Below are 14,841 nucleotides of genomic sequence, written 5' to 3' on the forward strand. Positions count from 1 at the left end.
TGTGATTAACGCAAAGATGTTCCAGTGAATTAGGCTGATAACAGTTTCTTAACCCTGGGTGCTACTGTAAAATTATACTACGCAACAGATGCAATAAATTTTACGCATACTCAAACAGAAATGGCGCTTTGGTGCCCAGGAGCAGGTTATGACCCAAAAAATGTCTCTCAAAAATGGGGTTTGCGATGAACATAAATTTGTCATCTCAGCCTGCGGCTTCACATTTCAGGGGTATTGTTCGATCCTCAATAAGTACGGGATCCACGCTTCCCAAATTCACTTTAACGGAGATGAGGCATCCCAACAGGATGTTGAAAATATCCTTAAAAATCAGGATGCCCATATCGTGGTGTTCCTCGGGAAAGGTGTCGTCAATCTCCTGGAAAGCCTGAAGCGACTGGCCTCGGTACTCAATGCACTCCCCGTTATTCGGCATGTCACCCTGTATGGTGATATTCCTGACGGCTGGCTGTACCGCACGCTGGGCAGTCTTTTAAATAACAGTTATCAATTATCATTGATTCGCGTAGCCAGCGTTTCGGATGTAGTAGGCTGTTTTAATACCCATTACAAAAGCTTTAAGGATCGTTCACGTGTATTACGCGAACGCTACATGGATATTGGCTCTGAAGAAAATCTAAAGTGGTTAACAAGAAGAGAGATTGACGTTTTATTAAATTTCTATCGTGGTATGTCCGTAAAGGAAATGTGCGATAGAATGGGGTTGTCGAATAAAACGGTTTATACCCACCGAAAAGAAGGTGTGCTTAAATTACGTTTAATTAAGCGCTGGTTACACGATCCGCACAATTTTAAAGCAGATAAACCTGATAAACACCCGCGTCAAAAAGTGGGGCTCACGGAAAAAGAAGCCGAAATTTTTAATGCTTTACGTAATCGGGAAATATTCCCGGCATATCAGATTATTACCGATCGAGATAAAAAAGGGGTTGGGTTTGAAATCCTGATTCGCTGGAATAAAAACGGTAAAATTGTCAAGCCTGCCAGTTTTTTAACGGATGTTTCCAATCATGAAATCTGGCTGAAAATTACGGCGTTGGTCATCCATGCCGCCGTTTCAGGTATTAATAAGTATAACGGGAAATACTATTTTTCAGTGAATATTCCGCCTCGTCTGGCGTCCGGGAATGCTTTGCCTGATATGGCACGGAAAGCCATCGGCATGCTGCTCAAACCGCAGTGGGCCGAAAAGCTGGTTTTTGAATTTGCAGAAGATATTGACGTGACGAAGGACAAAAGGATCCCTGAAACCATGCGGCATTTACGCAATACGGGGTGTCGATTGTTCCTGGATGACTGCTTCTCTAACCATCAAACCATGTTCCCGGTGCGCCAGGTGCATTTCGATGGGCTTAAGCTGGATCGGGACATCGTTGAGCATTTTGTGGCAAACGACAATGACTATAATTTGATTAAAGCGATACAGGTTTACAGCGACATGACCGGAACGGACTGTATTGCAGAGGGGGTTGATAGTGAAGAAAAGTTTGAGAAATTAGTCGAGCTGGGCATCAAGAACTTTCAGGGATATTATTTATCGCGCGCCGTGAAAGAGGAGGAGTTAGACCGCATGGTCAGATTGTTTAGTTAAGAAAAAATAAAGCCCCGAAGGGCCCTGGGTTATTTCCGGCCCAGCAACAAGCCGAGAACTATACCGATTGCACCCGCGGCAACGAGGCCGGTGAGGGGATTATTTCTGACGGCTTCAGTGACATCGGAAACGGCATCGCTGGCCTGAGCGGCATATTTTTTAGCAGCACCTTTAACCTGATGTTTTGGTGAATCAACGAATTCACCAAACTGCTGCTGCGCTGAACCTGCAAGTTCATCAAATTTATTTTTTGCTTTGTCTTCAGCAAACTGGGTGTTTTTATCAGTACCGAAATCAGACATTTTTGCCTCCTTTTGTTGATAGTTAAAGGATAGCCGCTCTTTGTGGATACGGCAGGCGAAAGGCTAAATTCGGCACCTGAAAGGGCGGTTTTCGGATATATCTCTATACCCGGAACCCGTTATTTCTCATTGTCATCCTGACCGTAAAACAGTTTCCCAATGCGGATTAGCGGGCGGCCCTGTGACTTACGGTGCAGGTTACTGTCCCTGAGCGAATAAACGCAGCCGCAGTATTCCTGCTGGTAAAACTGTTCCCGCTTGCTGATCTCAATCATGCGCGAGGAGCCGCCCTGTTTACGCCAATTATAGTCCCAGTACACCATACCCGGATAGCGCGCCGCCGCACGCTGGCCGCAGTCATTTATCTGCTGCATGTTCTTCCAGCGGGAGATCCCCAGCGAGCTGCTGATGACGCTGAATCCATTTTCTGCCGCATAGAGCGCCGTACGCTCGAAACGCATATCGAAGCACATGGTGCAGCGGACGCCGCGCTCGGGTTCCCATTCCATACCTTTTGCGCGCTCAAACCAGTTATCGGTGTCGTAATCGGCATCAACAAACGGCACGCCGTGCTTTTCCGCAAAGCGAATATTTTCCTCCTTACGAATGAGGTATTCCTTTTGCGGATGGATATTGGGGTTATAGAAGAAAATGGTGTACTCAATGCCCGACGCCTGAATAGCCTCCATCACTTCACCGGAGCAGGGGGCGCAGCAGGAGTGCAGCAGCAGTTTGTCAGCGCCGTTTGGCAGGGTGAGTTGAGGGCGGATAAAAGGGGCTGTCGTCATGGCGTTCTGCACTATGTTTATGAAATTTATGGAAGGGTAGCATAAATTCATAATCTGTTGAGACGGGATCGACGCAGGAAAGCGCGATCCCGCGGGGCGGGATCTTCTCGGGTATGACGTGCCGCTACTCGGCAAATTTGAGCAACGCTTCTCCGTCAAGACGGTAGCGCACCCATTCGGACTGCGGCAGCGCGCCAATGCTCAGATAAAAATCGATGGCGGGCTGGTTCCAGTCCAGCACGCTCCATTCAAGGCGACCGCACTGCCGTTGTACGGCGAGCTGGGCGATATGTTTCAGCAGTGCTTTTCCCGCCCCCAGGCCGCGATAAGCTGGGGAAACATACAGATCTTCCATATAAATCCCGTTGCGGCCAAGCCCGGTTGAATAGCTGGTGAAGAACACGGCATAGCCGGCGATCTTGCCTTCACACTCCGCGATCAGCGCTTCGGTTTTAGTACCTGCGCTAAAGAGCGTTTCCCGGATCTCCTCCGGTGTGGTAACCACTTCTTCCGGGGCTTTTTCATACACCGCCAGCTCATAAATCATGGCGTAAATGGCCGCCGCATCTTCGGGGCGTGCCTGACGAAGGGTGATGCTCATTGTTTTTCCTGCTTTTTAGCGTGTGTCCTGATTGATGGCGTTAAGCATACGGCGTATTGTCTGAAGAATTAAGTGCAATGAAATCAACAAATGATGAATATTATGCATCCGGCCCTGAGACGTCTTGATTTAAACCTGCTGCCCGTTTTCGACGCGATTTACCGCCACCGCTCCGTTCGCCTGGCCGCTGACGAGCTGGCGATGAGCACATCCGCGCTCAGCCATGCGCTGTCGCGTCTGCGTGCCACCCTGAACGACCCGCTGTTTTTCCGCGAAGGGCATCGCATGTCCCCCAGCGTGTATGCCTCTCAGCTCGCGCCTTCGATTGCTTCCGCACTGTCGTTCCTGAATCATGAGCTGACCCCGCAGCCGGAGTTTGATGCAGCCAGCAGTTCGGAGTGCTTACAAATTGCGATAACGGACTTTACCGCGCTGTGCATTTTCCCGGTGCTGATGCACAAACTGCAGCTTGCGGCCCCGGGCTTGCGTTTCGAATTGCGCTATCTGCCGCACAGCCCGGCGCTGACGGAACTGCTGGCGGGCGAGGTGGATCTGGCGCTGGGCTTCAGCACTCAGGATGATATCCGGCACCCGGAACTGGAAGAGATCGACTGGTTTGAAGATGAGTATGTGGTTATTAGCAACGCGCGCCGGACGCGGCTGACGCTGGAGGATTATCTCGCTGCCCGACACCTGGTGGTGACGCCATGGAATGAGAAGCAGGGCGTTCTTGACGTACGGCTTGAGCAGCTGGGCTATACCCGACAAATCGCGATCAAAACGCCGTCGATGCTCAGCGCACCGTTTATCGTAGCGGAAAGCGACCTGCTGATGGCCATCCCTCGATACGCCGCTGAGAAGCTGGTTGCGGCAGCAGGCCTGAGGATTTTTCCTTTACCGTTCTCGATACGCACGTTTGGAGTGAAAATTTACTCGCATAAACGCAGCGGCCAGCGGGGCGCGACCCGCTGGCTGAAGGAGGAACTGCAGATGCTGGCGCAGGCTGTCAGGGGACGGTAGGCTATTTGTTAGCGGACAGCCCAGCCCGCGCTTTAATATAGAGCAGAGCGAGTCTGTCCATAGAAGCTTAGGTCCTGAAGATTTTATTCATCCAGTAACGGTTTTCGATTATCTTTCGCTGGCTCTGGCTTGAGTTTTTCAACGGGAATACTGCACATGCTTTCCGCTATTATCCCAAAAAGAGAGTCTTTCGGATAACTTTCCCATTGTCCCACATCCTGTGTCACATGTACGACATCGCCTTCCGCGAACGGTTTCGAAAAATAGGTTCGCGCCATAACGGCACGCTGGTTTTTGTCGCAGTTAATCACGTCGATTGCCCGTGAGCTCGCTATGTAGACGGGAGGATTTTTTATAATGAGTGTCTGCTCGGCGTAGTTATTGATGAAATAAAAGCGGCGTAAGTGATCGTTACCCTGATAAGTTGAAATCACCCGAAAATCGATATACGAAGCAATTCTTTTATCTTCAAGGATTTTTATGACGCCTGCCGGTGGCTTGGGGATGGACTGGGGCTGGGGTTTACTTGTCCCGGTACAACCTGTCAGCATAAGTAATACCAGCCATGTTAGCTTTTTCATTTCGCATCCCCTGCGGATAAATCAGGTCGTAATGTCGTCAGCATGTCAGGCGTTACATTTCCCTGAACGGTACAGAGCAATAATGTCCCGTCTTTGCTTTTGCTGAGCATTAACAGCTTTTCGGTACTTTCTTTTGCCGGAGCAATACCTGACACCGCCTGCGCATTGTCTTCCCACTCACTGTTTGGGTTGATTTTAATCATCGTCTGAGAAACATAATCATCTCCCGCCTTTTTCCAGGACAAATGATCAAGTCTGGAAATCACTTCTTCTTGTGACTCTTTGAAAATGAGTCCCCAGTAATAGTACTTACCGTAATTGATTTCATCGAGATTGCTGGTTTGCAGGTAATATCCCGATACCGTCAGATTTAATTCATGCAGCGGTTGAGCAAACCAGATGGTGCGATTGCCGTCTTCAGGGGCTTTGAACCAGGCCTGCGAATGCTTGTTGAGCGTTAAGGGGGCTACGCGGCTGAGTTTGGCTCGCTGATGATAAATCTCGTTGAAAAAGGTTGAGTCGCAGCGGGTCAACGTTTGTGTCAACGTGCTGGCGTGAACCGCGGGTGTGGCTACAGCCATACCTGCTATGAGCCCAATGGAGGAGATGAGTTTACGCATGTAATATCCCTATATTAAAAAAAGACCCTATTTTTATCGGCTTATCAGAATGAGACTTTACGCTTTTTATTTTGCTTTGTTATCTGGCGTATTCAATGCCTCCCCCGAGTTTTGTACAAAACCTCAACCCTCTCATCTTTAGGTTTACACAGCGGTAACAAAATAGGTACCATACCCCCCTATAGTATCAGGAGGGCGTATGCCGCATTCACCCGAAGATAAAAAACGTATTCTTACCCGCGTCCGCCGCATTCGGGGCCAGGTTGATGCCCTGGAACGCGCGCTGGAGTCGGGCGACCCCTGTCTGGCCATCCTGCAGCAAATTGCCGCCGTGCGCGGGGCTGCCAATGGCCTGATGGGCGAAATGGTTGAAATTCACCTCAAAGATGAGCTGGTAGCGGGGGAAACCACGCCGGATCAGCGTGCCGTTCGCATGGCGGAAGTCGGCCATTTACTGCGCTCTTATCTAAAATAAAACCACATACCTGACAAGAAGGGAAGACATATGAAATCTCGCGCTGCAGTTGCATTTGGCCCCGGCCAGCCGCTCAAAATCGTTGAAATTGACGTGGCACAGCCGAAGAAAGGCGAAGTGCTGATCAAAATCACCCATACCGGCGTATGTCATACCGATGCGTTTACGCTCTCGGGCGACGACCCGGAAGGCGTCTTCCCGGCGGTGCTCGGCCATGAAGGCGGCGGGATTGTGGTGGAAGTGGGCGAGGGCGTGACCAGCCTGAAGCCGGGCGATCACGTGATCCCGCTGTACACCGCGGAATGTGGCGAGTGTAAGTTCTGTAAATCCGGCAAAACTAACCTCTGCCAGGCCGTTCGCGCCACCCAGGGGAAAGGGCTGATGCCCGACGGGACGACCCGTTTCTCGTACAACGGCGAGCCGGTTTATCACTACATGGGCACCAGCACCTTCAGCGAATACACCGTTTGCGCGGAGATCTCGCTGGCGAAGGTGAACCCGCAGGCGCCGCTGGATAAAGTCTGCCTGCTGGGCTGCGGCGTGACCACCGGTATTGGCGCGGTGCATAACACCGCAAAAGTCAAAGAGGGAGATACCGTGGCGGTGTTCGGTCTCGGCGGCATTGGTCTGGCGGTGATTCAGGGCGCGGTGCAGGCGAAGGCCGGTCGTATCATTGCGGTCGATACCAACCCGGAGAAATTCAGGCTGGCGGGTGAAATGGGCGCGACCGATTTTGTGAACCCGAAAGATCACGAGAAGCCGATTCAGGACGTCATCGTTGAGATGACCGACGGCGGCGTGGACTTCAGCTTCGAGTGTATCGGCAACGTCAACGTGATGCGTTCCGCGCTGGAGTGCTGCCACAAAGGCTGGGGTGAGAGCATCATCATTGGCGTGGCCGGTGCGGGCCAGGAGATTAAAACCCGTCCATTCCAGCTGGTCACCGGGCGCGTATGGCGCGGTTCCGCGTTTGGCGGCGTGAAGGGCCGTACCCAGCTTCCGGGGATGGTTGAAGATGCGATGGTCGGCAAGATTCAGCTCGATCCGTTCATTACCCATCGCTTACCGCTGGAGCAGATCAACGAGGCGTTTGATCTGATGCACGAAGGAAAATCCATCCGTACCGTTATCCATTTCGGCGACAAGTAACTCTTCTGCCAGCGGTTTTTCGCCGCTGGCATTTCTTTAATAATCTTCTCTAAAGTGTGACCAGTGCGGCGTTTTTAGCCGTAATCTAAATCTCTGCCGTGCCGATGACTATTTAACAGGCGTGTTTTTACGCATCTTACCTACAAGAGAGTCGACGGTCATGGACAACACTACTTCGATGCTGGCGCAGCGCAAGCTGGGCTTCTTGCATCACATCAGGCTGGTTCCGCTGTTTTCCTCCATTCTCGGTGGCATTATTCTTCTGTTTGCCTTGAGCTCGGGTCTGGCAGGGTATTTCCTGCTGCAGGCCGATAACGATCAGCAGGATGTCACAGCTGAAATTCAGGTGCGTATGGGGCTGTCGAACAGCTCAAACCATCTGCGAACCGCGCGTATCAATCTGATCCACGCCGGTGCGGCAAGCCGTATCGCAGAGATGGATGCGATGAAGCAGAACATCAGCGAGGCGGAAACGCGCATTAAGCAGTCTCAGGAGAGCTTTACCGCCTACATGAATCGCGCCGTGCGTACCGCCGAGGGCGCAGCGCTGGATGCGGAGCTTAAGACCCGGTATGACGCCTATATCGCGGGCATGCAGCCGATGGTCAAATTCGCCAAAAACGGCATGTTCGAGGCGATCATCAACCACGAAAACGAAACGGCGCGTCCGCTGGACGACGCGTACAACGCCGTACTGCTGAAGGCGATTAAGATCCGTACCGACCGTGCCAATGCGCTAACGGCGCAGGCGCACAGCCGCACGCAGCTGGGCCTGATGTTTATGGTGGGCGCGTTTGCGCTGGCGCTGGTGCTGACGGCGATGACCTTTGTCGTGCTGCGCCGCACGGTAATCAATCCGCTGCAGCGGGCAGCGAAACGTATCGAGAATATCGCTAAGGGCGACCTGACGATGCCGGACGACGTGGCCGGGCGCAGCGAAATTGGCCGCCTGACGCGCGATCTGCAAACCATGCAGCACTCGCTTGAAAAAACGGTCGGCACCGTGCGTCAGGGGGCGGAGGAGATTTACCGCGGCACCAGCGAGATCTCTGCCGGTAACACCGATCTCTCTTCCCGCACCGAGCAGCAGGCTGCCGCCATCGAGCAAACCGCCGCCAGCATGGAACAGCTGACCGCGACGGTGAAGCAGAACGCGGATAACGCCCATCATGCCAGCAAGCTGGCGGAAGATGCCTCCGGGAAAGCCACCCGCGGCGGCCAGATGGTCTCCGGCGTGGTGAAAACCATGGGCAATATCTCCAGCAGCTCGAAGAAGATCTCTGAAATCACCGCCGTGATTAACAGCATTGCCTTCCAGACCAATATCCTGGCGCTTAACGCGGCGGTAGAAGCGGCGCGGGCGGGTGAACAGGGGCGCGGATTTGCCGTGGTGGCCAGTGAAGTGCGCACCCTGGCAAGCCGCAGTGCGAATGCCGCAAAAGAAATCGAAAGCCTGATCAACGAATCGGTTTCGCTGATCGATCAGGGGTCCGGTGAAGTTGTTGCCGCCGGTAACACCATGAATGAGATCGTCGACGCGGTGAAGCGCGTCACCGACATCATGCTGGAGATTGCCGCGGCGTCCGATGAGCAGAGTCGCGGTATCGTCCAGGTGAGCCAGGCGATTTCGGAGATGGATAAAGTGACCCAGCAGAACGCCTCGCTGGTGGAAGAAGCCTCCGCAGCGGCGGCGTCTCTGGAAGAACAGGGCGCGCGTCTGACCGAGGCGGTTGGGGCGTTTCGTCTGAGCGGTGCGAAGCCGAACCGCGCGGTGGCGTCAGCGCCAGTGGCGACGAGCGCGCCGTTGCGCCCGGCGGCGACAGTTTCGGGGGATAACTGGGAGACGTTCTGAGTCGCGTGTTTTGTCGGGTGGCGGCTTCGCCTTACCCGACCTACTTGTATTTGTAGGCCCGCGTAAGCGTAGCGCCACCGGGCAAAAAAAAGGGACCTTTCGGTCCCTTTTTCACATCTTATTTCTTGTCAGGTAACGCGTACGCGATAACGTAATCACCGCGATCCGGCGACTGGCGGGCGCCACCGGCGTTAATGATGATGTACTGCTTACCGGTTTTCGGCGACACGTAGGTCATCGGGCCGGACTGGCTGCCGACCGGCAGGCGGTCTTTCCAGATCTCTTTCCCGGTGGCGGTATCAAACGCGCGCAGGTAGAAATCCTGGGTGCCGGCAAAGAACAGCAGGCCAGACTGGGTCGAGAGCGATGCCCCAAGCGTCGGCATGCCGATTGGGATTGGCATGTGCATGCGAATGCCCAGCGGGCCGGTATCTTCCACCGTGCCAACAGGAACCTGCCACACCAGCTTGCCGGTTTTCAGGTCAACGGCCGACATGGTGCCAAACGGCGGCTTCTGGCACGGAATGCCCAGCGGCGACAGGAAGCGCTCGCGCATCGCACCGAACGGCGTGCCGTCCATCGGGACAATCCCCATCTCGATGCCGCTGGCATCTTTCGCCACGTTCGCGCGCGGCACCATGTAGTTTGCCAGACCCAGACGCATATCGTTGACGAACATCAGGCTGTTGTTCGGGTCAACGGAGACGCTGCCCCAGTTCATCCCGCCGAGTGAGCCAGGGAACTGCAGGGAACGGTCAAGACCCGGTGGAGTGAAGACGCCCTGATGACGCATCTCTTTAAACTGAATGCGGCACAGCAGCAGGTCGACTGGCGTCGCGCCCCACATGTCGGACTCGGTCAGCGTCTGGTTGCCAATCATCGGCATGCCAACAGAGTACGGCTGGGTTGGGGAGTAGCGTTCACCTTCAACGTTACCCGCCGGGACAGGGCGTTCCTCGACCTTCGCCACCGGCTTGCCGGTTTCGCGGTTAAGCATGAAGATCATGCCCTGCTTGCTGGTCTGCACCAGCACAGGCGTGGTGCCGCCCTTGCCGTCAGGCAGGTCGTACAGCAGCGGCTGGGAAGGCAGGTCAAAGTCCCACAGGTCGTGGTGGGTGGTCTGGAAATGCCAGCGGACCTGGCCGGTGGCCGCGTCGACGGCGACGATGGAGGAACTGTACTTATCGTCCAGCGCGGTACGCTCGCCCGCCCAGAAGTCTGGCGTGGCGTTGCCGGTTGGCAGGTAGATCAGGTTCAGTTTGGCGTCGTAGGACATCGCTGACCAGACGTTCGGCGTGCCGCGGGTGTAGGTCTGGCCTTCCGGCGGCAGGCCGGTCAGGTTCGGATTACCCGGATCCCATGCCCAGGCCAGCTTACCGGTGTGAACGTCGTAGGCGCGAACCACGCCCGGCGGCTCGCCGGTCGAGTAGTTATCCGCGACGCGACCGCCGACGACAACGACGTTCCCGGCCACCAGCGGCGTCGAGGTTTGCTGATAATATCCGGGCTTAATCTCACCCATGCCGACGCTCAGATCCACGGTTCCATGGTCACCGAAGTCGTCGCAGACCTTGCCGGTATCCGCGTTGATGGCAATCAGACGGGCATCGGTGGTGGGCAGGAACAGACGGCGAGGACATGCCGCTGGCTGTGTTTCTGCCTGTGACGTTGTCACGGTGGAGTGGTCTTCAAAATAGCCCAGACCGCGACAGCGCTGCCAGTTAGGGGCCGTGGCTTTGGAATCGTAGCGCCATTTTTCTTTACCGGAATCCACGTCCAGCGCCAGCACTTTACTGTACGGCGTACAGACATACAGCGTGTCGCCAATCTGCAGCGGCGTGTTCTGATCTTCCGCACCCGAGCCGTTGCTCTGCGGAATATCGCCGGTGTGCGCAACCCACGCGACTTTCAGCGAGCTGACGTTTTGCTTGTTAATCTGGTCCAGCGCGGCGAATCGGTCACCGTGGGTGGTGTTGCCCCAGTGCTCCCAGTTCTTTTGCTGCTCGCCGGGTGCGACGGGTTTCACCGGCACGGGCTCGTTCGCTGCCACAAGGGTTTGCGGCTTAAACATCCAGCCGAGGCTGACCAGCATGGCCACCGCGAGCAGCGCCGCGACGCCAAAAGCGGGGGCTTTGTTTGGTGCAGTGTGGTTTGCCGCACGCAGGAAGGGCCAGACGATGGCGCACAGGAACGCCAGCACGGCAAAGGTAAACAGGCGGGAGAAGAGCGGCCAGAAATCCCAGCCCGCATCGCTTACCGCCCAGAACAGCGAGGCAATAAACGCGATGCCGTAAAGCAGGATCCCGCTGGTGCGGTTGAGGAAAATCAGGATCGCGGCAATCACCATTGCCACGCCCATTATCAGGAAGTAACTACTCCCGCCTACGGTGGCGAGCTTAAAGCCCAACCCGCCGACCGCCAGACCGATGAGCATCATCAGTCCGGCAAGAAGCCACTGCAGAATACGCGGTATTCCACGTGGCGCGCTGCCAAATGCCATTTCTCTCTCCTTTAGATCCCGCCGCCGTGTCGGGTATGTACCAGTTGGGTAATAAATGCGGTGGGATTGATGATTAGTACGGGTGAATTCGTTTTTTTCAAACCGTTTGTGAACCATTTGGTGAATTCACGGCTATGATAAAACTGTTAAATTGTTTTACGCAATTGTTAATGAATGATTTCGCATTATTTGATTAACGCGCAGGTCTGTTCCCTCGCCCCTTTAGGGGAGAGGGTTAGGGTGAGGGGTATTAAACCGGCATCGATTTACGGATGGCGCTCAGCAGCGTTTGCGCGCCGGTGGAAAGCGGGGTATCTACCCGGGTCAAAATGCCGATAGGTTCACCAGCGCCGGGGGCCGTTACCGGGAGAGCGGTCAGCGTGCCCTGGCGCAAATCATCTTTTACCGCGCCGGAGGGAACGAACCAGACGTAGTCATAGTCGAGGGTGAGCTGGCGTGAAAGCGAGGCTGACAGCGTTTCGATACACCCTGAGGGCAGCGTACACCCCTGCATTTGCAGCAAGATTTCGGCGGTCTGACGCGGGACGGTCCCTTTCGGGCACACCACCACCGGCCACTCCATGACGCGGCTTAACGTCACCGTGTCCTGCAGCAGAGGGTGATCGGGACGAACCACCAGCTTCAGGGACTCCAGGAACAGCAGCTCGTAATTGAGACCGCCCATCAGTTCAGGGTCGGACATGCGGCCAATCCCGATATCCAGCTCGCCCGATTTCAGCCCCGCGAGCAGCATGGTGTTATTCATGGTGGCAACCTGGATCGTGGTATGCCGTTGCTGCTTGTGGAACTGGCCAATCACCGGCGGAAGAATGCCCAGCGCGGCGGTGGGCAGTGCCCCGACGCGGACGACCTCGCTGGTGTGTTCTTCTTTTCGGTGCAGGGACTGGCCTGCGGTATTGAGCGCATCCAGCACTTTGACGGCGTGCGTAAGGAACTGTTCGCCCACGATGGTAAGCTGCGCCCCCAGCCGACCCCGGTCAAAAAGACGGGCGCCGGTCAGCTGTTCAAGCTCGTTGAGGGTTTTCGAGAGCGCAGGCTGGCTCAGGTTAAGAGTTTCAGCCGCACGCCCCAGCGTTCCCTGTTGAGCGACGGCCACAAATGTATGCAAATGGCGCAAGCGTATGCGCTGACTGAACAGACCATTTTTTTCCATAGGCGATGTTAAAAACAGAGCGATGCGGGTGACAAGCTAAGTTGTTTAATTTTGATAACTTGATAGCAAAATATTTTTAACATTTGATCTGTTTGAGTTACAACATGTTTTTCGGCAGGGGAAGAAAAGTGAACATCCTTGTTCATTTATTGCTCACTGCAGAGAGGGAGGGTTAAGGGGTCAGATCACGCCGTCACCGCCGTCAGAACACCATACCTGGCCGGAGGTAAATGAACATTCATCCGAGGCCAGCGTGACGTACAGCGGGGCAATCTCGACGGGCTGACCCGGACGTCCCAGCGGGGTATCGCCGCCAAACTCCTTCACTTTTTCCATCGGCTGGCCGCCGCTGGATTGCAGTACCGTCCAGTAAGGTCCGGGAGCGACCGCGTTGACGCGAATGCCTTTCGGACCCAGCTGCTTGGCTAAGGATTTGGTAAATACCGCCAGGCAGGCTTTGGTCTGGGCGTAGTCCAGCAGCACCGGGCTCGGCTTCACGGCCTGAACGGAGGAGGTATTAATGATAACGGACGAGGCTTTCAGGTGGCGCAGCGCCGCCTTTGTGATCCAGAAGGGGGCATAGACGTTGGTTTTAAACGTCGCGTCAAAATCTTCGGTAGTCAGCTCTTCAAGGGATTCACGGAACTGCTGACGACCGGCGTTATTGACCAGAATATCCAGCCCGCCCAGCTTCGAGACGGCTTCTTCGACCAGATTCTGGCAGAAGGTTTCGTCCCGAACGTCACCCGGCAGCGCGACGGCATTCCGGCCTTCGGCTTTGATCAGGTCGATGACCTCCGCGGCGTCTTTTTCCTCTTCAGGCAGGTAGTTAATGGCCACGTCTGCACCTTCACGGGCATAGGCGATGGCCACTGCGCGACCGATACCCGAGTCACCGCCGGTGATCAGCGCTTTTTTACCGGCCAGGCGGCCATGCCCTTTGTAGCTAGTTTCCCCGTGGTCGGGTACAGGTTGCATTTCGGATGCCAGTCCCGGTGGCGTTTGCGGCTGTTCCGGGAACGGGGGCTGCGGGTAAGCGTTCGTACGTTGTTGGGTATCACTCATAGCTGACTCCTTAAGCCAAGGGGTGAGATTTGATGGATAACTGCAGCGTTAACGCTTCGCTGAATTATTTCTGCAAACGATCGACACGGACGACGGCAGGAGATGATTTTTTATCAAGCGAACCGTTGATGTTGATCATCTGGTCGGGTTTTACCGTTCTGCCGTCGAAGACTGCCTGGGGAATAATAACGTCGATTTTTCCGGTTTTATCCTGAAATACAAACTTATCGCCGCTACCGTCAATAAGATTACCGCGTAATGAAATGGTCGCACCGTCGTGCAGTTGTTTTGCCTGATCGATGGTCATAATACGCGCGTCATCGGTTCCGCGATATCCGCTATCCAGGGCGTGGGGCGGCGGCGGGGCTTCACCTTTTTGTAACCCGCCGTTATTATCTGCCCATGCGGCCGGAACCAGAAATATCAAAAAAGCGGAAATAAGCGATAATTTCATCGGATATCCTTCATTTTGGGTGTCTTGACTTATTAAGTATTGTTGCTATTCCTTTATGTGGCAAATGTGATAAGTCCTAAAAACAATCGCGTTAGAAATCAAAATTATCGGATAATAAGCGAAACGGTGACGATGGCCATGAAGCGTGAAAATGAAAAGTTACCCGGGATAGAGGAAAGATATCGCTTGCTGACGTTTGAATACGCGTTTCGTCAGGTGGGGTTTATTGTTCTGTTAGGTATTATCGTTGCCGCCATTGCCGGTCTGTTTTCAAGCGGAATAGTCAGCGATACGGTAAAAACAAATTCCGCTAAGTCGCTGACCATAAACTATGAGCGCTTCGGGCGGCGGGAGACGGAGACACGGATACAGCTTGCGTTTCCGGTGAAAACGGAGGGGACCTATACCCTCAGCGTCACCAGCGAGAGTAGCGAGGCGTATGATCCAGGCAGCGTCTGGCCCCAGCCGGACGCCATGTTCAGCCACGGAAACAGCCTCTATTTTGTTTATCACAACCTGAAAAAGACGGATAACTTTTCGGTATTACTCTTTACCACACCGTCCCGGGCCGGTAAATGGAACTCGGTCATCCGCGTAAACAACGAGCCGGAGATCACCCTCTGGCAATTTATTTACCCGTAGGAGGCT

At 54.5% G+C, this 14,841-nt stretch carries 15 protein-coding genes; 6 read left to right on the forward strand and 9 right to left on the reverse strand.

All coding sequences use genetic code 11. From position 1 onward, the window contains the following. Positions 1 to 148 precede the first annotated feature (148 nt). Positions 149 to 1,612 carry an EAL domain-containing protein gene (locus L362_RS15865; protein ID WP_023344099.1) on the forward strand — a complete coding sequence of 488 codons (1,464 nt, stop codon included), beginning with the start codon at positions 149 to 151 and terminating at the stop codon, positions 1,610 to 1,612. Positions 1,613 to 1,641: 29 nt separating this feature from the next. Here L362_RS15865 and L362_RS15860 read toward each other — a convergent pair whose 3' ends face one another. The 3 genes from L362_RS15860 to L362_RS15850 form a co-directional block, all read right to left on the reverse strand. Then, a complete protein-coding gene (locus L362_RS15860) occupies positions 1,642 to 1,914 on the reverse strand; it encodes an ElaB/YgaM/YqjD family protein (RefSeq protein WP_008502294.1) in 273 nt (90 codons plus the stop codon). A gap of 119 nt (positions 1,915 to 2,033) precedes the next feature. Further along, on the reverse strand, positions 2,034 to 2,702 hold the full coding sequence (locus L362_RS15855; protein ID WP_008502293.1) for an epoxyqueuosine reductase QueH: 669 nt from the start codon (positions 2,700 to 2,702) through the stop codon (positions 2,034 to 2,036). Positions 2,703 to 2,826: 124 nt separating this feature from the next. Continuing rightward, positions 2,827 to 3,303 (reverse strand): GNAT family N-acetyltransferase, encoded by a 477-nt coding sequence (locus L362_RS15850; RefSeq protein ID WP_023344100.1) that lies wholly within the window; start codon positions 3,301 to 3,303, stop codon positions 2,827 to 2,829. Positions 3,304 to 3,393: 90 nt separating this feature from the next. On the opposite strand from L362_RS15850, the gene L362_RS15845 reads away from it, so the two are divergent. Continuing rightward, the gene (locus tag L362_RS15845) at positions 3,394 to 4,323 is read left to right on the forward strand and encodes a LysR family transcriptional regulator (protein ID WP_023344101.1); all 930 of its coding nucleotides are present in this window, start codon (positions 3,394 to 3,396) and stop codon (positions 4,321 to 4,323) included. An 83-nt stretch (positions 4,324 to 4,406) separates the two neighbouring features. Here the strand turns inward: L362_RS15845 and L362_RS15840 are convergent, their stop codons facing one another. Together L362_RS15840 and L362_RS15835 are read right to left on the reverse strand one after the other, a co-directional pair. Next, positions 4,407 to 4,904: a surface-adhesin E family protein gene (locus L362_RS15840; protein WP_023344102.1), complete on the reverse strand. Its 498-nt coding sequence runs from the start codon at positions 4,902 to 4,904 to the stop codon at positions 4,407 to 4,409. Continuing rightward, complete coding sequence (locus L362_RS15835; protein ID WP_023344103.1) at positions 4,901 to 5,524, reverse strand: hypothetical protein; 624 nt, start codon at positions 5,522 to 5,524, stop codon at positions 4,901 to 4,903. Before L362_RS15835 ends, L362_RS15840 begins: the two co-directional genes overlap by 4 nt. A gap of 199 nt (positions 5,525 to 5,723) precedes the next feature. Here L362_RS15835 and L362_RS15830 point away from each other — a divergent pair, with 199 nt between their 5' ends. The 3 genes from L362_RS15830 (at position 5,724) to L362_RS15820 (ending at position 9,000) form a co-directional block, all read left to right on the forward strand. Beyond that, positions 5,724 to 5,999: a metal/formaldehyde-sensitive transcriptional repressor gene (locus L362_RS15830; protein ID WP_021242544.1), complete on the forward strand. Its 276-nt coding sequence runs from the start codon at positions 5,724 to 5,726 to the stop codon at positions 5,997 to 5,999. 30 nt (positions 6,000 to 6,029) lie between these two features. Next, a complete protein-coding gene (locus L362_RS15825) occupies positions 6,030 to 7,148 on the forward strand; it encodes an S-(hydroxymethyl)glutathione dehydrogenase/class III alcohol dehydrogenase (protein WP_023344104.1) in 1,119 nt (372 codons plus the stop codon). Between the two features lie 160 nt (positions 7,149 to 7,308). Then, a complete protein-coding gene (locus L362_RS15820) occupies positions 7,309 to 9,000 on the forward strand; it encodes a methyl-accepting chemotaxis protein (RefSeq protein ID WP_023344105.1) in 1,692 nt (563 codons plus the stop codon). A 118-nt stretch (positions 9,001 to 9,118) separates the two neighbouring features. Here L362_RS15820 and L362_RS15815 read toward each other — a convergent pair whose 3' ends face one another. The 4 genes from L362_RS15815 to L362_RS15800 form a co-directional block, all read right to left on the reverse strand. Beyond that, complete coding sequence (locus L362_RS15815; RefSeq protein ID WP_023344106.1) at positions 9,119 to 11,500, reverse strand: glucose/quinate/shikimate family membrane-bound PQQ-dependent dehydrogenase; 2,382 nt, start codon at positions 11,498 to 11,500, stop codon at positions 9,119 to 9,121. Positions 11,501 to 11,750: 250 nt separating this feature from the next. Continuing rightward, positions 11,751 to 12,674 carry a LysR substrate-binding domain-containing protein gene (locus L362_RS15810; protein WP_023344107.1) on the reverse strand — a complete coding sequence of 308 codons (924 nt, stop codon included), beginning with the start codon at positions 12,672 to 12,674 and terminating at the stop codon, positions 11,751 to 11,753. Positions 12,675 to 12,854: 180 nt separating this feature from the next. Continuing rightward, the gene (locus L362_RS15805; RefSeq protein WP_021242539.1) at positions 12,855 to 13,739 is read right to left on the reverse strand and encodes an SDR family oxidoreductase; all 885 of its coding nucleotides are present in this window, start codon (positions 13,737 to 13,739) and stop codon (positions 12,855 to 12,857) included. Positions 13,740 to 13,803: 64 nt separating this feature from the next. Further along, positions 13,804 to 14,193, reverse strand: a complete 390-nt coding sequence (locus L362_RS15800; protein ID WP_023344108.1) for a YdeI family stress tolerance OB fold protein — start codon at positions 14,191 to 14,193, stop codon at positions 13,804 to 13,806. Between the two features lie 138 nt (positions 14,194 to 14,331). Between L362_RS15800 and L362_RS15795 the strand changes: the two genes are divergently transcribed. Continuing rightward, a complete protein-coding gene (locus L362_RS15795) occupies positions 14,332 to 14,835 on the forward strand; it encodes a hypothetical protein (RefSeq protein WP_032637998.1) in 504 nt (167 codons plus the stop codon). Positions 14,836 to 14,841: the final 6 nt, after the last annotated feature.

It is taken from the genome of Enterobacter sp. MGH 16, from assembly GCF_000493175.1.
GTDB classification, from domain to species: Bacteria; Pseudomonadota; Gammaproteobacteria; order Enterobacterales; family Enterobacteriaceae; genus Enterobacter; species Enterobacter roggenkampii.